Here is a 25245-nt window from a genome sequence, read left to right on the forward strand (position 1 = left end):
AAATCAGCTCTTGGGAGTAAACACGCCCGTTGCCGCCTTCATGGCCGACTCGCCCATGCTCCTTGCCTGTTCCATCAGCGCTCGCATCTGCTCCTGGAAGAACTCGGACTGAATCCTGATCGTGTCCGGAACGTCCTTGGCCTGGATCAGCTTGTCGCAGAGGTCGAATGTGGCCGTGGTCTGCCGCCGCATATGATCGCAGAACTGCGTGGCCTGCCCGGCGATCGGGAGCTGTGAGGAGCTCAAGCCCTTCTCCAGCATGTCAAAATAATCCGAACTGGCCTTGCGAACACGGCCGAGATTCTCAGTGAGCATCGCCCGGGCGTTGTCCGCTGCCATTTGGGGGTCCGACATCGCATCCTCCTCTCCTGGTGAAGTCCATCAAGGTGCCGCCCGTTTTCGCGAGGCCGCCGCCGAAATAGCGGGCGTAAAGCGCCGGCAATTCGAGCTTCATCGAGTGACCGATGCCGGGCACCACGACGTGCCGGCAGTCCGGCATCTCCGCCGCCATTGTCTTGAGGTCGGCAAACGAAATCAAGCCGTCCCGCTCGCCCCAGGGTATCGAATTTGAGAGCGGCCGGCTATTGCGGGCGCGGATTGTCTTTGTAAGGGGCGCGGACCTGGTGTCATTCGCGATGCCAAGTGCGGCCGTCGAAAGGCACCATGCCGACGTTCGCAAGTTGCGGAGCGAAGCCCTGGAAGGTGTGGGCATGACCGATCGGCGGCAGCACTGAACGAATATCCTTGATGCAGATCAAAGCGACGCGGAGAGCGGGGACCAGCATCCCCCACCGGTACTGCCCTTCCATCAATCGCGTGCTGATCGGAGTGCCAACCATGAAGGCCGTACCCGTCGAAGAAGCCGTTGCGATGATTCCGGCAGGCGCAAGCATCATGGTCGGCGGCTTCATGGGCGTCGGTACGCCGGAACGCCTGCTCGATGAAGTCGTGCGCCAGCACAAGACAGGCCTGGTCGTGATCTCCAACGACGCGGCGACGCCAGGAAAAGGTATCGGCAAGCTGTTCGATGCCGGCCTGGTTTCACGCCTCACGGCAAGCCATGTCGGCCTCAATCCCAAGGCGCAGCAGCAGATGCTGGCCAACCAGATTGCCGTCGACCTCATTCCGCAGGGAACGTTGGTCGAACGGATCCGCGCCGGCGGATGCGGCCTCGGCGGCGTGCTCACGCCGACCGGCGTCGGAACAATCGTGGCCGAAGGGAAACGTCAGATCGAAGTCGATGGACGAGCGTTCCTGCTCGAGACGGCGTTGCGCGCGGAGTTCGCGCTGATCCATGCCTTCCTCGCCGACTACCTCGGCAACCTCTCCTATGCGCTGACGGCGCGCAACTTCAACCCCGTCATGGCGATGGCGGCCGATACCGTGATCGTGACCGCCGAGCACATCGTTCCGGTCGGCGTCATCGCGCCCGATCACGTGGTGACGCCGGCTCCGCTTGTCGACTATCTCATTGCGAACGAGTGACACATGGATGCACAAGAGATCATCGGTCGCCGCGTGGCACGCGAGCTTCGCACCGGCCACCTGGTGAACCTGGGGATCGGCATTCCAACGCTGGTTGCGAACTACGTTCCCGGCGACATCAAGGTGTTCTTCCAGTCCGAGAACGGACTGATCGGCACTGGTCCGATCCCCGAGCAAGGGATGGCTCACCCCCTTCTGACGGATGCAGGCGGACGGCCGATCAGCGCGCTTCCGGGAGCCTGCACCTTCGACAGCGCGATGTCGTTCGGATTGATCCGCGGCGGCCATGTCGACGTGACCGTGCTCGGCGGCCTTCAGGTCGACGCGGAAGGACACCTCGCTAACTGGATGATCCCCGGCAAGATGGTGCCAGGCATGGGTGGCGCGATGGATCTCGTCAGCGGCGCCAAACGCGTGATCGTCGCGATGCAGCATGCCGCGAAGGGGAGATCGAAGATCGTCAGCAAATGCACCCTGCCCCTGACGTCGTCGCGAACAATCGACCTTGTGGTCACCGACATGGCCGTGATCGGTTTCCCCGACGGTAAGGCGACATTGGTGGAGACCGCTCCGGACATCACGATCGCCGAGGTCATGGCGGTGACGGAAGCCGAACTCGTCATTCCCGACATAGTTCCGGAAATGAAGATCTGACGGGACACGACCTGCCTGCGTGACCGAACTGATCGCGCTGCATTATCGGTGAGCGGCTCCGTCGCGGCTACGGGAGCCGAATGCCCTCAATCGATGATGTGATAGCCGCCATCGATATACATGACGCCACCGGTGATCAGCTTTGCGCCATCGAGCGCCAGGAATGCCGTTGCGTTGCCGACGTCATCGATACTGACGAGGCTGCGGGTCGGCGCTTTCGACTGTGCTTTGTCCATCAATTCGTCGAATTCGGGGATGCCTGAGGCGGCGCGCGTGGCGAGCGGCCCCGGCGAGATCGCGTGCACGCGGATTCCCTTCGGCCCCAGTTCGGCCGCGATATAGCGTACGGCCGCCTCAAGCGCGGCCTTCGCGACGCCCATGACGTTGTAGTTCTGCACCACCATCTGGCTGCCGTAATAGGTCATCGTGAACAGCGTCCCGCCGTCCTTCATGAGTGGCTCGGCCAGGTGCGCCATGCGCATGAAGGACCAGCACGAAATATCCATTGTCTTCAAAAAGCCGTCCCGTCCGACGTCCACGACACGGCCATGCAGTGCATCCTTCGGCGAAAACGCGATCGAGTGCAGCACGAAATCAAGGCGGCCCCACTCCTTCCCGATGCGCTCGAACACCTGCTCCGTTTGTCCCTCGCTGTTGACGTCCAGCGGCATGAAGATCGGCGCTTCCAGCGCCTGCGCCAGCGGCTCGACGTGCTTCTTGGCCCGGTCGTTCAAGTAGGTGACCGCCAGATCGGCGCCGAGTGCGCGAAAGGCCTTGGCGCAGCCCCATGCGATCGATTGATCATTGGCGATGCCCACGATCAATCCCTTCCTCCCCTTGAGGGCAACCTTGGTCTCCGGAAACACGGGAATATTCATGATATCCTCTCGCGGTTCGGATTAGGCGACGGCCCGCTCAACAGCACCGACAAGGTGTGCTGTGCGATCATCAGTTCCTCATCCGTCGGTACGACGTAGACCGGGATACGGCTGTCGGACCGCGATATCAGCCGCGCGTGGCTGGAATTCGCGGCGGGATCCAGCGCTATGCCGAGCCAGGCCAGTTGCTCGAGGATGCGCGACCGAACTCCCGCCGAGTTCTCGCCGATGCCGCCCGTGAAGACGAACGCATCCAGGCCCTGCAGCGCCGCCACCAGCATGCCTGCGTTGAGGCAGATGCGGTAAACGAAATATTCGATCGCCAATATCGCGTGCGGATCGTCGCTCGCCTCGAGCTGCCGCATATCATTGCTGATGCCGGAGAGTCCCTTCAGTCCGCAACTGCGGTAGAGAAAATCCTGGACGTTCGACGCGGACATTCCCTTTTCGGATATCAGATAAAGCACGACACCCGGATCGATCTGCCCCGGACGCGTCCCCATCGGCAAGCCATCAAGCGCGGTGAACCCCATCGTGCTCTCCACGCTGCGTCCGCCCTTCAGCGCGCACATCGATGCACCACTGCCGAGATGCGCGACGATCACCCGCCCCTTTGCGACATCCGGCGCGATCTGCGGCAAGGTCCTCGCGATATACTCATAGGACAGGCCGTGGAATCCGTAGCGCCGCACACCCTCGGCGTAAAGCTGATAGGGAATCGCGTAATGGTCGGCGACCGGCCCGTGCGTGCGATGAAACGCGGTGTCGAAACACGCCACCTGCGGGAGGCCGGGAAAATTCGTGAGCAGCGAACGGATCGGCGCCAGATTGTGCGGCTGATGCAGCGGCGCCAGCGCGACGTAGCGCTCCAGGCGCGACACCACGCCATGGTCGATCAGCACCGGCCGGTCATGGTCCGGACCGCCATGGACGACGCGATGCCCGACCGCCATCGGGTTGATCCGAAGCTCGTCCCGCAGCCACGCTCCCGCTATAGCCATCGCAGCCGGGACGTCTGAAACGCTTTCGATCGGATAGGCGCGCTCCGCCAGCGGATCGCCGTTGGCGTCGGTCGCGCGCAGGCGCGGACGGCTTCCGATGCCATCCATCTGGCCCTTGATCTGCCGTCGCAGCCTCCCTTCGCCCTCAATCGCAAAGATCTGGAACTTGACGCTGGAGGAGCCCGCATTGACAACAAGGATCGTATCCATGGCGATCACGCGGCGGCAATTGGAGCAAGTCGGCGCCGCGCATCGGCATAGAGCGCCCCGACTGCACAGGAGGCCATGCGCGCCCGCGGCGAGTCCGCCCGGGAAGTCAGGACGATCGGCACCCGGGCCCCGAGCACGATGCCGGCGCCGTCGGCTTTCGCGAAATAGGCCAGATTCTTTGCCAGCATGTTGCCAGCCTCGAGGTCGGGAACGACCAGGATCTGTGCGCGCCCCGCGACTTCGGACTTTATTCCCTTGATCCTGGCCGCTTCCAGGTCGATCGCATTGTCGAAGGCAAGCGGCCCGTCGAGCACCCCGCCGGTGATCTGCCCGCGATCCGCCATCTTGCAAAGCGCCGCCGCCTCGATAGTGGATGGGATCTTGGGGGTGACGGTTTCGACCGCCGACAGGATCGCCACCCGCGGGAGCGTGCCGAAACCGGCCCTTGTGAAGAGGTCGATGGCGTTCTGGATGATGTCCCGCTTGTCATCGAGATCGGGGAAAATATTGATGGCCGCATCCGTCACAAACAGCGTGTCGGCATAGGCCGGGACGTCCATCACGAACACATGGCTGATGCGCCGGTCGGTCCGCAAGCCCGTCGCTTTTGCCGTCACGCTGCGCATCAGTTCGTCGGTGTGCAGGCTGCCTTTCATCAGCATTTCGCCTTTGGCCGCGTGAATCAGCTCGACGCCTGTGGCAGCCGCCGCTTCGCTATGCGGAGCATCAATGATCTCGAAGCCGGTGATGTCGAGGCCATGCTTGCTTGCAGTACCCCTGATCTTGGCTTCGGGGCCGACCAGCAGCGGACGGATGATGCCGGCTTCCGCGCTGTCCAACGCGCCGCGCAGCGAAGTCTCGTCGCAGGGATGCACGACAATGGTCGGTACGGGCGGCACGGCTTTGGCGGCCGCGATCAACCGATCATACTTGGTCGGGGATCGCACTTCGCCTGAAGCTGCGGGCATGACGCTCATGGTGACGCTCCGGATTCTTCCAACCAGCGTTACGACGCCTTCGCCTTCGGGTCGAATGGGGCAACCTTCGAACCCCTTTCCGACATTTCGCTCGCATCCAGACCGAACAGCCCGGCGACGTGCCGCAATCGCTTGGCGACCTCGCCGGAGATTTCGGCACTGGCCGACAGCACGTCGCGGATCACGGCGAACGCCGCGCGGCGCTCATTGGCATTGTCAGGCAGCAACTTCGGAATCGCGGCCAGCGCGCGCTCCTGGTCCAGCAGCAGCATGAAGAACTGCTCGCGCACCAGCATCTTGAATTGTGCCAGCGGCAGTCGCGCCCCACTGTAATTACGTCGAACCTGACGCAGCGCTTCAAGGCTGCGCTCGTCCACCATTCCGCGCGCCGAGCCGACATAGAGCAGACCGCGAATGGCCGCTTCGCGAAGGCCGCCCTCATCGATCCTGGACTTCAACTCGGCGATCCGCGCCTGCAGCATTTTGCGATACTCCGGCGACATCTCCCGCCGCCGCGACGGCGCCGATTGCGGATCAATTCCAACAGCCGCCTGGAGTGCGGGCGAACCGTAGACGGCGAGGAAGATGGCCTCGCTAAGCGCCTCCTGCGAATCGCGCCAACTGTCGAGCGCTTGGACGATCTGCTTGGAGACCTGCTCCTGGAAGGCAAGGAACGGATTGTCTGATGACACCGGCTTGCGATGCTCACTCGCGGTGTCTGCCGTCGCTTTCACAGCGGCCATGAAAGGATTGTGGCTGCTGAAGGCCTCATATTGCAGGCGCAGCGGGTGCAGATTGCGCATCCACTCGGCCATCTGCGGTGTCACCATGCCCTTGATCCAGGGCTGGACAAACTTTCGATAGGCCGCCAGATTGATCTCGGACACGCGCTTGGCGGCGGCGAAGCGCCGGTCATCCTCCGGCGAATTTCCGCCCATGGCACGGATGTCATCAAACGTGCGCGCCTCGCAGCGCATCACCCACTGGCCGACGGCAAGATCCGCATTGGCAGTATCGGCGTCCTTTGCCTCGAAGGTCGCTTCATAGAGGCCCGGCGGCAGCACGTCGATCAGGTCGATATTGCCTGAGAATTCCGCGTGTTCCTTCTTGGCAACGCCGCCGGAAACGAAGATTCCGAGATGGCCGACGCTTTCGTGAACCGTGTAGACGATAGTCTGCCCATAGGCCCTGATCTCGTCGACGTCGGCGTAGAGATCGAGGATCCAGTGCAGCGCCTGCTGTGGCGGGGTGATGTTGTCTCCCTTGGAGCAGAACACCACGACCGGCGATTTGATATTGCGGAGATCGACCGTCGTGCCGTCGGACATCTTGACGCGACCGGCGGCAAGATTGTTGCCGACGAAGAGCTCATCGACAATGAACTGGATTTCTTCCGCATTCAGGTTGACGTGCCCGCCCCACCAGCGCTCGAATTCGAGATAGCGATCCCCCTCGGTATCGACCTTCGAATACACATTGTACTGCTTGCTCCACAGCGTGTTCGACGGATTCTGGTTCTCGAAATTCTGCACCAGCCAGGCACCGTCGAACTTGCCGGCGCCAAGGTCACTGGTGAGCGCCGTCAGCCAACTGCCGCCAAGCAGGCCGCCCGAGTATCGCATCGGATATTTGCCGTGGACGCCGGCCCAATAGGCAAGCGGCGCGCCGGCGATGATGACGGGCCCGAAAAGTTCCGGACGCAGCGATGCAAGGATCATCACGGCCCAGCCGGCCTGGCAGTTGCCGATCACGCAGGGCTTACCATCGGCTTCAGGGTGACGCCTGATGACTTCCTCGATGAACAACGCCTCCGCGCGCGCGATGCGCTCGATGGTCTGGTTCGGCATCGGTTCCGGCAGGAAACCGATGAAGTAGCAGGGATGACCGGCTTTCATGGCGACGCCGATCTCGCTGTCCGCCTTGAACCCGCCAATTCCCGGCCCGTGCCCGGCGCGCGGATCGACCACGATGAATGGCCGCCGCTCAAGATCGATTTCGGTATCCTCGGGCGGAATGATGCGCACCAGCGCGTAGTTCACCGGCGCGGTGAGCTTGCGCCCGTCCATGACCAGTTCGGCGGTGTAGTGCAGAACATGCGGTGCCGTCTGGGCGATGTGCTCCTGATACTGATCGCCGCGCCGGCGCAGGATGTCCAGGAACAGCACGCTGCGCTGCCCGGCATCGATCATGTATTCCACGGCTGAGGCAATGAGGCCTGACACGGGATCGCGCGCAAGCGGTGCCTTGTCAATCGACATGTCCGGATCTCCCTGTCGCGCGTCGATTGAATGCGCCCCACCACCTCAAACTTTGATCTAGGTCAACGTCGTGAAGCGGAGCGAAATGGTCCGTTTTGAGCGGCTTCGACTCGCGGGCTACTGCTCCGCCGATCGCGCAAGGTGGGCGCGATCCTGGTTGATCCAGGCCACCGTCAACTCCCAGGCAACTGACAGAATGATCGGGCCGATGAAGAGGCCAACAATTCCGTGCGCGAGCGTTCCTCCGATCACGCCGATAAAGATGACGAGCGTAGGTGTGGTAAGGCCGCGCCCCATCACCAGCGGCTTCAAGATGTTGTCGAGCAAGCCGACGATCACCAGAAACACGGTCAGCGGGAGCGCCGTCGTGACGTCCTTGGCTGTCCAGAGCCAGATGATCACCGGAAACAGCACAATCGCCGAACCGATCTGCACGATGCTCAGCAGCAGGATCGCGAAAGCCAATAGGCCTGCATTCGGAATTCCCGCCAGTTTGAGGCCGATGCCGGCCAGCAAGGACTGGATGATAGCGACGCCGATAATGCCTTGAGATACCGCGCGTATCGTAGCCCCCGCCAGTTCCAGGAAGTGTTCACTCTGCTCGGGAACGACGCGGGACAGGAATCCCCTGCCCGCCGCCACTAGCTGCAGTCCATAGGGAAAGAGAAAGCCAGCCAGTGCAACCGACAGGAGGAATTTGAGTGTTCCGACGCCGGCATCACCCGCAAAGCCGAGAATAGTCGCCGCCAACGGCTTCAGATGCGGCGCGACTTCGCGCAAGACGGCACGGAGGTTGATCGATGCCTGGTCCCAGAGATCGTAGAGCTGCGCGCCGACCAGCGGCCAATCCTTGATACGCCCAGGCGGCGAAGGAACCGCAAGGCTTCCGGCGCTGAGCTGTCCGGCAATTTCCTTCAAACCCTCCACCGCGCCCAGACCGAGCCAGGTCGCCGGACCGATGACTATCGCGAGGTTGACGATGGTGAGAATTGCCGCCGCCAGCTTGGGACGCCCACCGAGCAACTTGGCGAGCCCGCTAAAGACCGGATAGAAGGCGACAGCGAGCACCACGCTCCACGCCACGATCGGTACAAAGGGGCGCACAAGGACAAAGGTCCAGTAGATCAGGAAAGCGAGCAATCCGAGCCGGATTGCAAGCTGAATGATGTCCTCCCCGGACAAAAGCTGGCGAAGTGTTCTCAAGGGCGCGCTCTCGTTCGCGGCAGCGCAAAAAAGTACCCATCGCGCTACGCGATGCGTCTTGACTTAGATCAAGCACCCACGCGCTGACGGCAGAAACGGCTCGGCACGGGCTCACTGCCCCACCGCCGCGCAATTGGTGCCCTCGCCCGGCCCGTTTTTCCCACCGGGGCAGGGGCTTCGCTTTTCCGCCCCATTGATCCAAGATCAACGCCGCGCTCAGCGCAGCATTTGCCTGTAGAAACATGAGGGGCGAGAGGAGATAGAGATGAGAGTGACATTTGCAGTTCTGTTCGCAGCCACACTCGTGAGCACTGGCATGGCCAATGCCGCAGACGGCTGCGGCCCCGGCTGCCATGTGGCGCGCAACGGTGGGTGCGTCGTCGATGGCTGGGACAGAGGCGCACGTGTGCGGAATGAGTGTCCGGCCACGAGTCGCCCCCGTCCTCCGTGCTACCGGTGGTTCATCTGGAGCCCTCGCGACGGAGCCTGCATCATCAACCCCAACTAAAGAGCGATTCAGATCGGGATGGCCGGCGTCATGTGGGAGCCGGCCTGAGTGAGCCGCGACTCGCGGCCCGCGCAAATTCACACGACCGTCACGTGCTGGTGACTGAATGGCGCCCCCGCGGGTCCCTACAACCGTTACTCGACGCAGGTTGATTTAGATCAAGCTCCCAGGTCCCCCGAACGGCAGGTTTGATTGCCGATCTCGCGGTCACATTTGGTTCTGAATAGCGCCAGCCTGACGAGTGATGGTTCCGCTGATGTCCAGGTTTCAGGTGACCCTCGTTTCGCCGGAGCACCTTCTGTTTGCGGATGAGGTCAATCAGGTCGACCTCCCCGGAGCCGAGGGCGATCTGGGCGTGCTCGCGGGTCACGCACCAATCGTCACGATGCTGCGCCCGGGCATCGCGACGATGATAAGGGAGAATGCTCGCGAGTCATTCGTTTTGCTGGGCGGGCTGGCCGAATTTTCGGATGGCCAGCTCACGATTTTGGCCGAGACGGCATCGCCCGTCGGAGAGTTTGATCTTGTGGCCTTGAAGGATCGGATCGAGCAACTCGAGAACGCATTAAGGCAAACGGCGCCCGGGCAAGAACTGGATAAGGCCATCGCCCGCCTGGATCACTACAAGGCAATTCACGTCACCCTCACGCAAGCAACCGCCTTCTAGAAGATAGAGATCAGGTCATGACCACCTTCGACGAGCGCGAAAAGGCGATGGAAGCAAAATTCGCTCACGACGAGGAACTTAGATTCAAGGCGATGGCCCGAGCCAACAAGTTGCTGGGCAACTGGGCGGCTGTGCAGCTCGGGCTGGCAGGGGAGGAAGCAGCGTCCTATGCGAACCACCTCGTCACGGCGAATCTGGAGAATCAGACGATCGACGACACCTTGCTCAGGGTCTCCGGCGATCTGACACCGAGAGGCATTACAAAGAACCAGATTTCCGAGAAAATGCAGGAGTATATTCGCGTCGCACTGCAGCAGCTCGAAGCGGAGATATAGCTCGGCAGGCGTCTCCACCTGCTCCGCTCGACATCGCCTGGTTGAATCGAGCGCCATGCTCCGGTGCGGCTTCCTCACTCGGCCTGGTCGGTGAGACCTGCCGCTGAATTGTTGGAACAAGAGGCACCGGATGCCGGAAGCCGCAACCTACACGGCACGCGAGCGTCTGACCGACGGCAGCCAGGTCGAAATACGATCGCTTCGCGGCGGGACCCGCAGACGGTCTACCTGTCGCTGACACTCAGCTAAGCCGCCGATGGACTGTGCCGCACTGCATTAGGTCCATCTTGACCCGGTCACAGGTAGAGCATGGCAATAGCGGTCGTCAGGCTGGAAAATATTCCGAGCGAGATCACGATCGCCTTGAATACCAGATCATTCTCTGCGAACCAGAACGAGCCAGACCTCAATCCGAGAACGCCCCTGCGCCAACGCAATCGGGCGATAGCGAGAATCACTATGGTCTTCGCGCGGGTCGGGTTTGAGAGTGATGGCATGGCCCCAATACTCCACGCCAATATGATGCGACTGCCGCCGACAATTGACCAGTGCAGTTTGTGCCACAGGAGCCCACTGGGGTTTGAAGGCGATCTACGTCACCTTCCGACGATCGACCCAACGCGCAGTCGTTCGTTCAACGTCATGCGGTGACCCGCCGCGGACCAGCACCATCTCGGGGTGCCAGGTCGAACCTCGTCGATCATGTTCCATGATGTGGGTCATGAGCGTAAATAACGTCGTTACCAAATCATCTAATATTTGTTTCAAAACTAATTGCTTCAAAGACCTCAAAACAAATGATCGCGCCGCGTACCAAGTGTTGTCCGGGCGAGCTTGATTGCGTTTCTGCATTTTGCCAACGTCAGGGCGAATGATTCACGTCGCTGCTCCAGAAGAACGGCAAAAATTTGGAGCGCTCAACAGGGGTAAGCACTCCAACGCGACTGCGCTGGGGCCGTTCTACGTTCAAGGTGACCAGCTCTGTCTTAGGGACACCTTCACGATTGTGTGCGTGTGCGTTTGTGGCGTCTCGTCGAGTCTGAACCTCAAGACCCAAATCCACGATGCGCTGAGCTCACGCCACAATAGAATCTGCAAGTGACCTATCCGGAATGCAAAAGCTGCCTGCGCAGGGCAAGTTCTGCGGCCAACGAGAGCTTGGCCGTTTCTCAGCCAGAAATTGCGTACTGCCACTCTATGGTCCGTTGGTTCTGGGCCGATAGGCCGCTGGACCGGACAAGCCCTGTTGCATGCAATGACCACACAACAGTGTTTCGATCATTGATGACGAAACGTGCATCGCTTCCATCCGGTTGCCCTCACACCAGTTGCAGCGCCTCTTCGCGCTATCAGCACCACCGGCGCACACCGAACGAAAACGTCCTTACAAGAAATTTCAACACGCCAGGCGAATGGGGGCATATACCGCATGTACGTAATCATTGATGATCGGGAGAGCGTTGCAACCGGCTACATCGGCGGTTTCGATCGTGAAGGCGTGTCTTCTGCTGGATTTTCGTCAGCGGAGTTTTTGGAGTGGCTGGCGTCTGCGAGCGACGATGACCTGTCGGCCATCGATGCTTTTCTTCTCGGAGATTGCGCTGCTCGCGCCTCCTTGCCCCGCACTGTCCGGAAGCGCTGCCGCGCGCCGATCATCGCGCTCAACAATCTGAAAGCGCTCAAGCACACGGTTGAGCTCTTTGATGCTGGTGTGGATGATGTCGTCCATGTTCCAATCCACCCACGCGAGATCCTGGCAAGGACTGCCGCGATTTCCCGTCGCAGTTCGGTACAATCGGTCCATGGCGGGCAAAGTGCGATTCGCGTCTTTTTTAACGGGAGGGATCCGGAAATCGGTGGAGCAGACATGACGCTGCCGCGTCGCGAGCTCCGCATCCTGGAACACATGGTTAGCAACCAGGGGAAGTGGCTGAGCAAAACGCAGATCTTCAATGCGGTATACGGGATCTTCGAGACCACGTTCGATGAAAACGTGATCGAAAGTCACGTAAGCAAACTGCGCAAGAAGCTGCGCGATCGTCTCGGCTACGACCCGATCGTCTCCAGGCGATATGTCGGGTACCGCCTCGATGCGTCAACAAGAGTCGCCGTAGACGATACGACGCGAGATCTCCTAACTCTCGGCATCCCGGTCAAGCAAACATCGTCGAGACTACGACCTATCCTCACGAGAGCAAACGAGATTATCGTTTAAGGCAGGTAACGCATTGCCACCGGAGCGACCGTATGACCAACGACCGCGGGGCGGTCGCGCAGGTTCAGTGACGAGCTGTCCCTCACTGCAGCAAGCGCAAGCATCCCATACTGATGGATCACGTGCTTGCGCGACGCGCAGGCCTGCCGCCAGCCGTGACGGCATATACCTGGAGATCAGTCACTGTCACTCACTCTCGCCCAGTGCAACGATGAACTCAATACCATCCGTTTCGGCGTCAGATACCGCCAGGCAATGATGATCGTGACTTCGCGCACTGCCTCGAAAAATGTATCCGTAAAACAACACGATCTTGTCTGATCTCGCGTGAATCCTTTGGAGACGTTCCGTAACGTGAACATCATTCTTCAAATGCTCCGCCGACCTTTCGGCTTGCGATTGCGACAGCGGCATTGTCACGGACGATCTGGATTGCCTGCTGCAGTGTGTGGTCCGGTCCAATCTTCGGATGATTAATGAAGTCAGTGTTGCTTGCCGGGAAATTCAGACGATCAGCAGATAATTTCTTAATGGCCGGCGCATTAGTGGGCTGGGAGACATGCAGTTGAGTTGAGCCTCGAACCAAACGGCTGGCGAATCACGAAGCGGATGAGGTGCGCGCCGCGAAACTGCTCGCAAATTTTTGAGTTGGGTCGATCATGACGTTAGCACGCGAGACAGTTGAATTGTTGGTTCAAGCTGCGAGGATTTGGCATTTCGAAGGTAGTCGGCACGGGCTGCGCGATCGTGAATGGATGGCCCTGCGCTTTCTTGCCCGCGCGAACCGATTCTCCCGGACGCCGTCGGCATTGGCCAATTTTGTCGGCACCACCAGGGGCACCGCATCTCAAATCGTCAAGGTACTTGAGAAAAAGGGATTCCTGGTGCGCAAGCCCGCTGCGGAAGACAAACGCTCGGTGATACTATGCGTGACCGCGCAGGGTGAGAAATTCCTTGGGCATGATCCGATCAACGTTCTTGTAAAGGCGATTGCCGCGCTCGGCGTCGAACGGCAGACCAGTTCTCGCGATGCACTCCGCCAGGTGTTGGACCGGTTGGATATTACCCAGCACCGGCAGCATGCGGACATATGCAAGGAGTGCACGTTCTTGACGGAGAATAGTCCCGAGGCCGTGGCAGGCAACGCCTCGCCACAATTCACATGCCGCTTCTTTCGTACAGCGATTACGTCGGACGACACTACGCTATTGTGCGCGAGCTTCGAGCGGGGCCGGCGATAGATTCACTTACGTTGGCACCGCAGAAGTCCGTTAACCCTCTTCGTGTTGCTACATGCGGAGAGAGCAAAACAAAGAACGTAGCTTCGAGCAGCCAGACGATGCTTCGAGTGGAGACAATTTTAATCATCTATGACGCAGCTCGAGCCAAAAATCTTCATGCCTGCGTGCTAGCACGTCACCATAAACTCCCCACCGTCAAAGGTGAATGTGCTGACGAGACCCATGAGCATGACGACGTTCTATTCACTAATCAATGAAGTTCAGACTACGACGACATCTGGGTCGACGAAACGGCAGCTAAAGGCCCTCACCCGCATTACAGACTTGTTCCTTGCCGGGTCTGGTCGCTACTCGAAGCAGCAAATCAAACTGTTCGACGAGATATTCAAAACCCTCGTTGCCGTGATTGAGTTGAAAACCAGGGTCAAGCTGGCTCACCATCTCGCGACTGACCCGAATGCGCCGGCAACGTTGGTCAGAGCACTTGCGCAGGATGATGCGATTGCCGTGGCGGCTCCGGTTCTCAGTCAGTCGGATGCGCTTAGCGAAGCCGATCTTGCTATCTGCGCCAGCACGCAAAGTCAGGGCCACCTTCACGCAATCGCGCAACGCCGAACAATCAGCGAGGCGATCGTGGAACTGCTGATTCTGCGCGGCGAAGCTGGCGTGGTCCATGCCGTTGCGAGTAACCCGGGCGCCCGCATTTCGGATGGCAGCTTTCGTGAGCTTGTCGCCCGATCATGCGAAGATGCCCAGCTTGCGCTGCATGTCGGGACGCGTCATGACATCCCTCGGCATCACTTCCTGAAACTTATGGAAACTGCTTCTGCTTCCGTGCGCAGCAAGATCGTCGCAGCAAATCCGCAACTTTCCGGCGCCGTGCACGACGCTGTGACAGAGGTCATCGACGACATAAACTTGGAGGTTCGCAGTCAGTCTCCGGATCACGCGAGGGCAAGGAAGAGGATAAAGCGGCGCAAATACTGGAGGGAACTCGGCGAAGCCGACGTTCACGCAGCCGCTCGAACGCAGGATTTTGAAACAGCAGTGATGGCGTTGTCGGTCCTTGCAGCCTGTCCCATTGAATTGGTCGAGCGGGCAATTCTTCATGACAATCCTGGCACCGTGCAACTTGTCGCAAGGGCCAGCGGATGCTCTTGGGCAACCGCCAAAGCTTTGCTGCTGATGAGGGTAGCGGAGCGCAGGCTAACCAAGATCGACCTTGATCAAGCGCGCGAGAACTTCGAGCGGCTTGAACTCCGAACGGCGAGACGTGTGCTTGAGTTCTACAAGGCGCGCCGTGACACCCGCACGGGCGAAAGCTATCCAATCGCGCCGACGAATCCTGCAGCCCTGGCGGTCGCCGTGGGATAGATTGCAGGATGCAAGAGCCTATGGACAGGGCGAGGAGCGCCTGCTCCCGGCCGAGTGGAAAGCCTACCTGCCAGTCACCAATGAACGTGATCGAGGCTGACGAATTACGACTCATACGTAATTGAAATTCCTTTGTTTTCCGGATGACCCTGGGAAAGTCGACGGCACCGACGTCCACTTCGCGCTGCACCGCAAAGCCTTTGCGGCGCGCTGACGACAGCTCACCCCTTGGTCGCGCCAAGATGATATAATGTCGGATATCAGGAGCTACCGAAGTTCGAGGACCAAGGTTTCGCTTACGCAACCGACTGCGGTCAAGACAATGGCGCTCGAAGAGATGCACTCCGAAATCGAGCAGGCGATCGTGGCTGCGGTCCGTCGGCGCGGGAAATGGAGGACATTATGGCGTGGCGTGACGACAAGGCCCGGGCAACCCTGATCCGCGAGGCCGGTGGGAGCGTGCAGCCGGGCAGGACCCCCCGAGCCTTTGCCGAGCTTCTGTTTGGCCACGGCAACATCGAGGACCTTGCCAACTACGATGCCGCGTCCCTGGCCTTTCTGGCAGAACAAGCCTGGGAACATGTGCAGCGGCGCACCGCTGACAGTGCCGACATCCGCGTCATCAATCCGATGATGCCGGACGGGCGCGAGATTTCGGTGCTCGAAGTTCTCAACGACAACATGCCCTTCCTGTTCGATTCCACCATGGCGGAGCTTGCCGAGCAGGGCATCGAGGTCACGCTGGTCGCCCACCCGATCATAGCCGTGGAGCGCAACGAGCAAGGCAAGCTGCTGCGTTTCCATGGCGAGACACTCCCGGAGGGGGTAAAGGGCGAGCGCGAAAGCCTGATTCACCTCCACATCGCCCGCCTGGATGCCGACGCCGACCGCCAGAAGCTGATTGACAGCCTCTCCAAGACGCTGGCCGACGTGCGCGCCTGCGTCACCGACTGGCGAGCCATGCGCGCCCGCGTGGAGCAGGCGATCAAGACCTTCAGCTCCAATCCGCCGCCGATGCCGATCGACGAAGTCGCCGAAGCCACCCAGTTCCTGCAATGGCTGTGCGCCGACAACTTCACTTTTCTCGGCCTGCGCGAATATCGCTTCGCGCCAGACAGCGATGCGTCGGACGACATCACGACCGGCGAAGGCCTCGGCATCCTGCGCGATCCCGATGTGAAGGTCCTGCGCCGCGGCAGCGAAATGGTGGTGATGACGTCCGAGATCCGCGCGTTCATGCGAGAGCCCACGCTGCTCATCGTCATCAAGGCCAATGTGAGCAGCCGCGTTCATCGCCGCGTTCGGATGGACTACGTGGGCATCAAACTCTATACGCCCGACGGCCGGCTTGAGGGCGAGTTGCGCCTCGTCGGCCTGTTCACCTCAGCCGCCTATACCCGCTCGGTACGGCAGATCCCCTATGTCCGCCACAAGGTGGCGCAGGTGCTCGAGCGCGCCGGCTTCGAGCCGGACAGCCATTCGGGCAAGGCGCTCCTGCACATCCTTGAAGAATATCCGCGCGACGAGCTCGTCCAGGTCGACGTCGAGACTCTCTACAATTTCGTCATGGAGATACTGATGCTCTATGAGCGCCCCCGCGTGCGGGCGCTGGTGCGGGCCGACAAATTCGACCGTTTCGTCTCCATCCTCGTCTTCATTCCGCGTGATAAATATGACACCGACGTGCGTACGCGCGTCGCCAGCTTCCTGGCGCAGGTCTATAAGGGGCAATTGGCGGCCTCCTACGCAGCTTTCCCCGAGGGATCGCTCGCCCGCGTCCACTACATCATCGGGCGCTATGAAGGCGACACGCCTGTCATCGAGCGCGCCACGCTTGAAGCCGGAATCAGTGCCATCGCCGCAACATGGGCTGACAAGCTGAAAGCCGCGCTTGCGACCACCGCGGACGGCATGCGGGCCCGCCTGATCGCCAACCGTTATGCACGCGCCTTTACCGGTGGCTATACCGAGGTCTTCGATACCTCGCAGGCGATTGCCGATATCGCCATCATCGAAAAGCTCACTGCCGCTCGTTCCGTGGCGCTTTCCGTCTACCGCATCGACGATGATGATCCGACGCGATTCGGCCTCAAGGTGTTTTCGCGCGGCGCGCCCCTGTCGCTGTCCTACCGCGTGCCGGTCATCGAAAATCATGGCCTGCGCGTCGTCAACGAGCGCACCTACGAGATCACCCCCAGCGCCACACCCGCACCCGCGCCGGTATGGCTGCACGACATGACGATCGAGACCAATGACGGCAAGCCGATCGTCATCACCGCGGAATTCGCCCCCCGCCTGGAAGCCTCGATCATGGCGGTGGTGGGCGATCGCGCCGAATCCGACGGATACAACGCGTTGATCCTGCGCACGGGCCTGAGCTGGCGCGAAGTTTCGGCCATCCGCGCCCTCTCCCGCTATCTGCATCAGATCCGCGCGCCGTTCAGCCAGGACTACATGTGGGAGACTCTGCGCAAGAACACCGCGATCACCACCAGCATCGTCGCCCTGTTCCAGGCCCGCTTCGACCCGCGCCTCACCGCCACCGATGCCGAGCGCTCGGCGCGCGAGACGGCCCTCCTGGCCGAGATCGAGGAGCAGCTCAAATCCGTCGCCTCGTTGGATGAAGACCGCATTCTGCGCCGTTTCACCAATCTGGTGCAGGCCGCCGTCCGCACCAATCTATGGCAGATCGGTCCAGACGGGCATCCGCGCCCGGTGATTTCCGTCAAATTCGACGCACGGAAGATCGAGGAGTTGCCTGCACCTCAGCCGCTCTATGAGATTTTCGTCTATTCGCCGCGTGTCGAAGGCATTCACCTGCGCTTTGGCAAGGTCGCGCGCGGCGGCCTGCGCTGGTCCGACCGGCCGCAGGATTTCCGCACCGAGATTCTCGGCCTGGTCAAGGCGCAGCAGGTCAAGAACGCCGTCATCGTGCCGGTCGGCGCCAAGGGCGGCTTCGTGCCCAAACGGCTGCCATCGCCTTCCAATCGCGAGGCCTGGATAGCAGAAGGCACCGAAGCCTATCGCATCTTCGTTCGCTCGCTGCTTGAACTCACCGACAATCTCGACGGCGAGCGCGATCGTACCGCCCGACGACACCGTGCGGCACGATGGCGACGACCCGTATCTCGTTGTCGCTGCCGACAAGGGCACCGCCACCTTTTCCGATATCGCCAACGCGATCTCAGTGGAGAAGGGACATTGGCTTGGCGATGCTTTCGCCTCCGGCGGCAGCCAGGGTTATGATCACAAGAAAATGGGCATCACTGCCCGCGGCGCGTGGGAAGCGGTCAAGCGCCATTTCCGCGAACTCGGCATCGATATCCAGACCATGCCCTTCACCGCTGTCGGCGTAGGCGATATGTCCGGCGATGTCTTCGGCAATGGCATGCTGCTCTCGCCGACAACGAGGCTCGTTGCGGCGTTCGACCACCGCGATATTTTCATCGACCCCTCACCCAACCCGACCGCCAGCCACGCCGAGCGCCAACGCCTGTTCGACTTGCCGCGGTCGAGTTGGCAGGACTACGACAAGTCAAAGATCTCGCAGGGTGGCGGAGTATTCGCGCGTTCGCTAAAGGCAATCCCGCTGGCGCCGGAAGTGCGGGCCTTGCTTGATCTCGACAAGCCGCAGGCTACACCTTTCGAGGTGATGACGGCGATCCTCAAGGCACGCGTCGACCTTCTCTGGTTTGGCGGCATCGGCACCTATATCCGCGCGTCGGGGGAAAGCGACGATCAGGTCGGCGACCGCGCCAACGATCCGATCCGCGTCACGGGCGCTGATATCCGCGCGCGGGTGATCGGCGAAGGGGCCAATCTCGGCGTCACACAGCGCGGCCGCATCGAGACCGCGCAGAAAGGCGTCAAGCTCAACACCGACGCCATCGACAATTCGGCCGGAGTCAACACCTCCGACGTCGAGGTAAATATCAAGATTGCGCTGGCACGTCCCGAACGCGAAGGGCGTCTCAGTCCGAGCGACCGCAACAGCCTGCTCGCCGCGATGACCGACGAGGTCGGCGCCCTGGTGCTGCGCAACAATTATCTGCAGACGCTGGCGCTTTCACTGGCCGAACGCAAGGGGCTGGCCGAGACCGGCTTCCTCACTCGCCTGATGCAATCGCTCGAGCAGCGCGGCCTTCTCAGCCGCGCCGTGGAATTCCTGCCGGACGATGCGGCGATCGCCGAACGTGCCCGGCGCGGCCAATATTTGACCCGGCCGGAACTTGCCGTGCTGCTCGCTTACGCCAAACTGACACTTTACGACGATCTGCTCGTGACCAGCGTGCCTGACGATCCCTATCTCGCCCGCGAACTATCCCAGTACTTCCCGCGCGAGGTTCAGGACAAATTCCCCGCCGCAGTGGACCACCATCGCCTTCGGCGGGAGATTATCGCAACCAATCTCGCGAACGCTGTTGTTAATCGTGGCGGCCCGGCTTGTGTCGTGCGTCTGATCGACGAGACGGATGCCGACGTGTCGACCATTGTCATGGCCTTCGTGGCGGTGGATGAGTCCTACGGACTGAAGCGGCTGAATGACGCTATCGACGGACTAGACACCCGCATCGACGGGCAAGCGCAACTTGGCCTCTACGCGGCGATTCAGGATCTCCTGCTCTCCCGGATGCTCTGGTACGTGCGCAACGTTGATTTCAAGGCAGGTCTGGACTCGGTCATCGCTCGCTTCGGCCCGAGCATCCGCGAAATCGCCGCCGGACTCGACAAGACCCTGCCGGAGGACGTGCAGGCGGGGCGCAGCAAGCGGCGGCAGGACCTGATCGATGCCGGCGTCCCAGCCGACCTCGCGAGCGAGCTTGCTGATCTCGACGCCCTGGTCTCGGCACCGGATATCGTAACCGTCGCGGAGCGCACCGGCCGGACCATCGACGACGCCGCCACAACCTTCTTCGCGGCCGAGGCCAATTTCCGCCTCGATCGCCTCATCGCGGCCGCACGTAGCGTGACGGCCAACGACAACTACGAACGTCTCGCCATTGATCGCGCCGTCGACCAGATCGCGGCCGCCGAAAGAAGGCTGGCTGCGGATATGCTGGCAACCGGCCAATGCGGCCAGCAGGCCGCGGGCGACTGGCTTGCGGCTCATCCTGAAGCGACGCGCATCCGCCGCTCGGTCGAAGAGATTGCGGCCAGCGGCCTGACGCTCGCCAAGCTGACGGTGGCGGCGAACCTGCTGGGGGACATGGTGAAGGGTTGAGAGGAATCGCCGCCGCAGTGTCAGAACATCGCCGGCGGTTAGCTTCGCGCCCTGTGTCGTGCAATGAGCTGATCGGCAACATCATTCAGGTCATCGCCGACAATCTGCGGCTGAGGGCCTACTGCCAAGACATCGTTGCCGACCCGCTTGATCATTGCCGCTTCCCAACCGGCCGCCACCGCCCCGAGCGTATCCCATGTGTGACAGGCGACAAGGCAGAGCTGCGAAGAACCAACTCCGAGCTCCCTTTCGACGTAAGCGTAAGCGTGCGGCGACGGCTTCAGATGCTTCGCACTGTCTGCACTGAGTCGCCGTTCGAAAAGATCGATAATGCCGGCATGCTGGAGCTGGCGGCTTTGAATTTCGGGCAGATTGTTGGTGAGAGTGAACAGCCGGAAACCGGCATCGCGCAGCTTGCGAAGCGCCGCCGGCACCTCGGCGTGGGGCGGCATCATCGAAAATTTTTCGATTAGTTCTTTCTTGTCCGCTTCATCAATTTTGACGCCCTGGGTATTCGCCAGCATCTTCATGACAGCCGACCCGATGTCGCTGAAGGGAACGTAGCAGCCGGCTACGGTCAGGGCCGTTGAATACAGTATGAAATTGGCGAACCAGAGCCGCATGGCGCCCTTCTCGCCAAGGATGCGCTCGAACGTCGGTTCCAACGTTCGAAGGTCGAGAAGCGTCTCATTAACGTCGAAGACGATCAAAGGAAGGGTGGTCATGTTATTGGGCTCCGATTAGCAACGTCCGTTCCAGACTCTCTCATGACCAATTTCGTGGATCGTTCGGGTTTGGTTACAGGACCCTGGCAAAAGGCTCAGTTCCTCATCTGATCGAAACTTCCGCGTGACGATCTCTGGTTCCGCGCTTTCGGGCCGGATTTAGCCCATCCAGGCGCTCACGGAATTTCCTCCGAGTGCTGTAACCGGAACCTCGTACGATATTGCGACCTATCAGACGACCCACCTCAACGGGGCCGCCATCTACCGCGATCAGTGTTCGGCCCGTCACGGCATCGACGGCAAGGGCGTCGCCGAACTGTTCCCGTCTATCGCGGACTCCTCGATGGTGAAGTCCGACGATCCCACGACATTGATACGCATCGTGCTGCGCGGCGCCCGAAGCGTCGCGACCCAAGCGCAACCGACGGCTCCCGGCATGCCATCCTACGGCCGCCAACTCGATGACGCGCAGATCGCTACGGTGCTCACCTACATGCGCAACGGTTGCGGCGCCCGTCGGAGCGGCCGACGTGGCGCGAGTTCGATCCGATACGGCACTGCGACCGGACTGAGTGGCCGGTCGCTCGCGGCGCGCACGAACTCGATCGCATCGCTCACTTGAAGGCTGGATTTGCCAAAGCGCGGGCATCCGCGGGCCGGCAAGTCGGCGAGAGCATCTGCACAACCATTTCCGGCTTTCCGCTGGAAAGTGCCGTTCTCACCACGTCCTTCTTCAGCAAGTAGACCGATACAGCAAGAAGGACAATGTCCTTCAGCAGGAATGGCACCTCGCCAGCCATCGCAGGAAATCCGGCTGCCGGATCCCAACCATTCGGTATGAACGGGATGATTGTGAGGGTCGTCAGAAACGTGATGGTTGAACCAAGGGCGCCGAGAAGCCCGAGCCTCTTATCCCAGAATCCCGCGAACAAGAGAACCAGGATCGTCCACTCTGAGGCGCCCAGGAACCGGGCCCCACCGCGCAGGCCGAAGGCTGGATACAGCCAAAAAATGAAAGGGCTGTGGCTGATGAAGGGGACCATGACCTGCGCCGCATACTGATGCCATTTCGTGTAGCCGAAAAATGCGAATATGATGACCATAGAGGCGCGGAGTACATGGTATTCGACATCGTCGCCGAGAAGACCAACGCCAGCCAGTATCTTCTTAAGGTTTCCGATCAGATAGTTCGATGTGCCGCTGCGCACCGCCCTTACGACATCCTGCTTGAGCAAATAGAATGACGCGGCCAGAAGCACGACATCCTTGATAAGAAAGGGAATGTTTCCGGTCATCGCTGGAAAGCCCCCAGCAACCTGATCCCACCCATTCGGCATGAATGGAATGATGGTGACGGTTGCCACGAACGTAGCGCATGACCCGAGAGCACCAAGGACTCCCGCTTGCTTGTTCCAAAATCCCCAGAACAGCAGCAAGCAGATCAGCCACTCCGAAACGCCTAAGAACCAACTGGCTCCGCGAATACCGAAAACAGGATACATCCAGGAAATCAGGGGCCCATTGCTGATATAGGGAATCAGGACCCGCGCTTCGTACGCGAACCATTTCTGATATCCGAACAACAAAAATACGATCACCATCGAGGCACGGATCAAGTGATAATCCAGATCCTCCTTGAGAAGGCCGGACCTGCTCAATGCAGCCGTCAGATAGTTGATCATGATCGCCTCGCTGTCTGCTACGTGGGTCACCAACAGATTCACATTTTGGACCCGTCGTAGAAATTCACGGATGGCCCCAACCTCCTTTCGTGGATCGCTATGGTTTGGTTACAGGGCACCCCGATCCTCGCGAGAAATTTCTCGTCCACCCATTGCGGGCAGACAGGCGGGATATGCCACGTTCTCCGCGCCTTACACTCTCAACCCCTTCACGACTTGCGGAGGGCCCCTGTGGTTTGGTTCCCGCAAGAAAAACGCCGAAGACATCAACCTCAGCCCCCTTGTCCGGCAAGGCTGCCCCGCATCTCGCGCGGAATGTCCAGTCGGGCGGAGTTCAGCCGACAGGCAGTCCGGGAAGGATCTTGTCGAGGGTGATCGGAAAGTCGCGGACACGCACGCCGGTTGCGTTATGGATCGCGTTTGCGACTGCAGCTCCCGCGCCACAGGTGCCGAGCTCGCCGATGCCCTTGGCGCCCAGCGGATTGCCCTTGTCGTCCTCCTCGGGAAGGAAGACGGCTTCGACGCTGGGAATATCGGCATGCACGGGCACGTGGTACTCGGCGAGGTCGTGGTTGACGAAATGGCCATGACGAGGATCGAGCACGGTCTGTTCCATCAGCGCCGCCCCGACGCCCCAGATCATGCCGCCGATCATTTGCGAGCGCGCCGTCTTCGGATTGAGGATACGGCCGGCGGCAAAGACGCCGAGCATGCGCCGCATCCGCGTTTCGCCGGTGTCGATATCGACTGCGACCTCGGCAAAATGCGCGCCGAACGCATGCTGTGAATAGGTGCGATAGGTTTCGCCGCGGACCGCAGAACCTTCGGCCGTCACTCCGTCCGGTGCGATCCGGGGCAGAAGGTCCACCAGACTTTCCGATCGTGAGCCGAGCCGGAGCTCGCCGCCCACAAAACGTGCTTCCGAAATGGTCGCGCCACGCAAGGGCGAACGCTCATGCGATGCGGCTGCGGACGCAATCTGCTCCTGCAATATCAGACAGGCATTGTGGACCGCCGTGCTCGAACTCGAGGCGCCCCACGAGCCGCCCGAACCGGCGGTGCGTGGCAGACGGCTGTCGCCGAGCTCGACCTTGACGGCCGAGAGCGGCACGCCCAGCCGTTCGGCCGCGACTTGCGCCAGGATCGTGTATGTGCCGGTGCCGATATCAGTCATGTCGGCCTGCACCGTGACCTTGCCCCGCGCATCGATGGCGACGCGTGCCGAGCCTGGGCCGAGATAATTCGCACGGATCGCGGCTGCCATGCCATAGCCGATCAGCTTACGGCCTTCCCGACGGCTGCCCGGCTTCACCGGGCGGTTGCGCCAGCCGAAGCGCTCGGCTCCCTCGCGCATGCAGGCAATCAGGTTGCGGCTGGAGAAAGGCACGTTGCGTTCCGGATCGCGCTCCGGCTCGTTGCGGATGCGCAAGTCGATCGGATCGAGACCGAGCTGCTCGGCAAGCTCGTCCATGGCGCATTCAAGCGCGAGCAGGCCAGATGCTTCGCCGGGTGCCCGCATCCATTCGCCGCGATTGGTGTCGAGTCGGACGAGGCGATGCGTCGTACGGCGGTTTGGCGCGGCATAGAGCGCCCGCGTCGGCACCGCGCTCTGCTCGGCGAATTCCTCGAAACGGGATGTCGAGGAGGTGACCTCATGCCCGATCGCGGTCAGGCGGCCATCGCAGTCCGCACCGAGCCGGACCCGCTGGTTCATCGCCGGGCGATGGCCGGCATTGGCGAACATCTGCTGCCGCGTCAGAGCGACCCTCACCGGCCGGCCGAGAACGCGCGCGGCCAGTGCGGCGCAGACCGTCTCGGGATGAACGATCAGCTTGGAACCGAAGCCACCGCCGATGAAGGGGCTGATGACCCGGACATTCTGCGGCGAGATGCGCAGCGTATTGGCGAGGCCAGCCTGGATATTCGCCAGCGTCTGCGCCGAAGTATGGACGATCAGCCGATCTCCATCCCATTCGGCGATGGCCGCATGCGGCTCCATCGGATTATGGCTCTCGAACGGCGTCGCATAAACCGCGTCGAGCCTGACCGGCGCGTCGGCGAAAGCGCGGTCAAAGTCGCCGAGGGTCGAGTCCGTCGGGAAGCCGGCATTGATGCGTTCGGGCCGGTAGATCTCGACATTCGCCGCTGCGGCGTCGAACGCGCCCGGTTCGCTCGCATAACGCAGCCTGATCAGCCCCGCTGCCGCTCGCGCCTCCTCGAAAGTCTCGGCGACGACCAGCGCGACCGGCTCATCATGATAGCGGACACGCTCGCTCGCCAGCACCGGCCGGGCGCGCGTGAACACCTCCGGCACAGTTGGCGTGACAGCGGGACCGAAGGCCGATTGGCTCGGTGCGTTCCTGTGCGTCATCACCAGGATGACACCGGGCGCGCGCTCGGCATCGCCGGTATCGATCTCGACAATGCGTCCCTTGGCGATGCTCGCACCAAGGATAAAGCCAAAGGCCGGCGCGCGGTCGAGCTTGTGCTCGTAGGCGTAGCGCGCCCTCCCAGTGACCTTGAGCGTGCCGTCGATACGGTCCACGGGCTGGCCGATTGCCGTGGCAGCGCCGGCGCGCGACGTCGCCTGAACGATGTGGTCTTGTGCCAT

At 61.2% G+C, this 25245-nt stretch carries 20 protein-coding genes and 1 pseudogene; 10 read left to right on the forward strand and 11 right to left on the reverse strand.

Translation table 11 applies throughout. From position 1 onward, the window contains the following. Window positions 1–3: 3 nt before the first annotated feature. The 3 genes from ACVJGD_RS19055 to ACVJGD_RS19065 form a co-directional block, all read right to left on the reverse strand. On the reverse strand, window positions 4–339 hold the full coding sequence (locus tag ACVJGD_RS19055; RefSeq protein WP_456635788.1) for a phasin: 336 nt from the start codon (window positions 337–339) through the stop codon (window positions 4–6). Continuing rightward, the gene (locus tag ACVJGD_RS19060; protein WP_456635789.1) at window positions 305–538 is read right to left on the reverse strand and encodes a hypothetical protein; all 234 of its coding nucleotides are present in this window, start codon (window positions 536–538) and stop codon (window positions 305–307) included. Before ACVJGD_RS19060 ends, ACVJGD_RS19055 begins: the two co-directional genes overlap by 35 nt. 88 nt (window positions 539–626) lie before the next feature. Next, window positions 627–839: a hypothetical protein gene (locus tag ACVJGD_RS19065; protein WP_456635790.1), complete on the reverse strand. Its 213-nt coding sequence runs from the start codon at window positions 837–839 to the stop codon at window positions 627–629. On the opposite strand from ACVJGD_RS19065, the gene ACVJGD_RS19070 reads away from it, so the two are divergent. Beyond that, a complete protein-coding gene (locus ACVJGD_RS19070) occupies window positions 838–1485 on the forward strand; it encodes a CoA transferase subunit A (RefSeq protein ID WP_456635791.1) in 648 nt (215 codons plus the stop codon). The two genes, ACVJGD_RS19065 and ACVJGD_RS19070, sit on opposite strands and share 2 nt — an antisense overlap. A gap of 3 nt (window positions 1486–1488) precedes the next feature. Continuing rightward, window positions 1489–2139: a 3-oxoacid CoA-transferase subunit B gene (locus ACVJGD_RS19075; RefSeq protein ID WP_456635792.1), complete on the forward strand. Its 651-nt coding sequence runs from the start codon at window positions 1489–1491 to the stop codon at window positions 2137–2139. An 86-nt stretch (window positions 2140–2225) separates the two neighbouring features. Here the strand turns inward: ACVJGD_RS19075 and fabI are convergent, their stop codons facing one another. The 5 genes from fabI to ACVJGD_RS19100 all read right to left on the reverse strand — a co-directional run bounded on the left by fabI (window position 2226) and on the right by ACVJGD_RS19100 (window position 8666). Further along, window positions 2226–3017: an enoyl-ACP reductase FabI gene (gene fabI, locus ACVJGD_RS19080; protein ID WP_456635793.1), complete on the reverse strand. Its 792-nt coding sequence runs from the start codon at window positions 3015–3017 to the stop codon at window positions 2226–2228. Beyond that, window positions 3014–4228, reverse strand: a complete 1215-nt coding sequence (locus tag ACVJGD_RS19085; RefSeq protein ID WP_456635794.1) for an acetate/propionate family kinase — start codon at window positions 4226–4228, stop codon at window positions 3014–3016. Before ACVJGD_RS19085 ends, fabI begins: the two co-directional genes overlap by 4 nt. 5 nt (window positions 4229–4233) lie before the next feature. Continuing rightward, complete coding sequence (locus tag ACVJGD_RS19090) at window positions 4234–5205, reverse strand: phosphate acetyltransferase (protein ID WP_456635795.1); 972 nt, start codon at window positions 5203–5205, stop codon at window positions 4234–4236. 29 nt (window positions 5206–5234) lie between these two features. Further along, window positions 5235–7463: a DUF3141 domain-containing protein gene (locus tag ACVJGD_RS19095; RefSeq protein WP_456635796.1), complete on the reverse strand. Its 2229-nt coding sequence runs from the start codon at window positions 7461–7463 to the stop codon at window positions 5235–5237. A gap of 117 nt (window positions 7464–7580) precedes the next feature. Next, entirely contained in the window at window positions 7581–8666 is a 1086-nt protein-coding gene (locus ACVJGD_RS19100; RefSeq protein WP_456635797.1) for an AI-2E family transporter, read from the reverse strand. Between the two features lie 265 nt (window positions 8667–8931). Here ACVJGD_RS19100 and ACVJGD_RS19105 point away from each other — a divergent pair, with 265 nt between their 5' ends. The 7 genes and pseudogenes from ACVJGD_RS19105 (at window position 8932) to ACVJGD_RS19135 (ending at window position 20227) form a co-directional block, all read left to right on the forward strand. Further along, window positions 8932–9174 carry a GCG_CRPN prefix-to-repeats domain-containing protein gene (locus ACVJGD_RS19105; protein WP_456635798.1) on the forward strand — a complete coding sequence of 81 codons (243 nt, stop codon included), beginning with the start codon at window positions 8932–8934 and terminating at the stop codon, window positions 9172–9174. A gap of 256 nt (window positions 9175–9430) precedes the next feature. Next, window positions 9431–9841, forward strand: a complete 411-nt coding sequence (locus ACVJGD_RS19110; protein WP_456635799.1) for a F0F1 ATP synthase subunit epsilon — start codon at window positions 9431–9433, stop codon at window positions 9839–9841. Window positions 9842–9858: 17 nt separating this feature from the next. Next, the gene (locus ACVJGD_RS19115; RefSeq protein ID WP_456635800.1) at window positions 9859–10176 is read left to right on the forward strand and encodes a DUF1476 domain-containing protein; all 318 of its coding nucleotides are present in this window, start codon (window positions 9859–9861) and stop codon (window positions 10174–10176) included. Window positions 10177–11605: 1429 nt separating this feature from the next. After that, window positions 11606–12391, forward strand: coding sequence for a response regulator transcription factor (locus ACVJGD_RS19120; protein ID WP_456635801.1), 786 nt, complete (start codon window positions 11606–11608; stop codon window positions 12389–12391). A 659-nt stretch (window positions 12392–13050) separates the two neighbouring features. Continuing rightward, on the forward strand, window positions 13051–13632 hold the full coding sequence (locus ACVJGD_RS19125) for a MarR family winged helix-turn-helix transcriptional regulator (RefSeq protein ID WP_456635802.1): 582 nt from the start codon (window positions 13051–13053) through the stop codon (window positions 13630–13632). A gap of 228 nt (window positions 13633–13860) precedes the next feature. After that, window positions 13861–15006, forward strand: a complete 1146-nt coding sequence (locus ACVJGD_RS19130; protein ID WP_456635803.1) for a DUF2336 domain-containing protein — start codon at window positions 13861–13863, stop codon at window positions 15004–15006. Between the two features lie 390 nt (window positions 15007–15396). Next, window positions 15397–20227: pseudogene (locus tag ACVJGD_RS19135) on the forward strand (NAD-glutamate dehydrogenase). A 38-nt stretch (window positions 20228–20265) separates the two neighbouring features. On the opposite strand, the gene ACVJGD_RS19140 reads toward ACVJGD_RS19135, so the two are convergent. Beyond that, window positions 20266–20952 carry a haloacid dehalogenase type II gene (locus ACVJGD_RS19140; protein WP_456635804.1) on the reverse strand — a complete coding sequence of 229 codons (687 nt, stop codon included), beginning with the start codon at window positions 20950–20952 and terminating at the stop codon, window positions 20266–20268. Window positions 20953–21244: 292 nt separating this feature from the next. Between ACVJGD_RS19140 and ACVJGD_RS19145 the strand changes: the two genes are divergently transcribed. After that, the gene (locus ACVJGD_RS19145; protein WP_456640295.1) at window positions 21245–21574 is read left to right on the forward strand and encodes a c-type cytochrome; all 330 of its coding nucleotides are present in this window, start codon (window positions 21245–21247) and stop codon (window positions 21572–21574) included. Here the strand turns inward: ACVJGD_RS19145 and ACVJGD_RS19150 are convergent. Continuing rightward, complete coding sequence (locus ACVJGD_RS19150; RefSeq protein WP_456635805.1) at window positions 21567–22634, reverse strand: YkgB family protein; 1068 nt, start codon at window positions 22632–22634, stop codon at window positions 21567–21569. The genes ACVJGD_RS19145 and ACVJGD_RS19150 overlap by 8 nt on opposite strands. 334 nt (window positions 22635–22968) lie before the next feature. Next, on the reverse strand, window positions 22969–25245 hold the full coding sequence (locus tag ACVJGD_RS19155; protein WP_456635806.1) for a molybdopterin cofactor-binding domain-containing protein: 2277 nt from the start codon (window positions 25243–25245) through the stop codon (window positions 22969–22971).

It is taken from the genome of Bradyrhizobium sp. USDA 10063, from assembly GCF_054063735.1.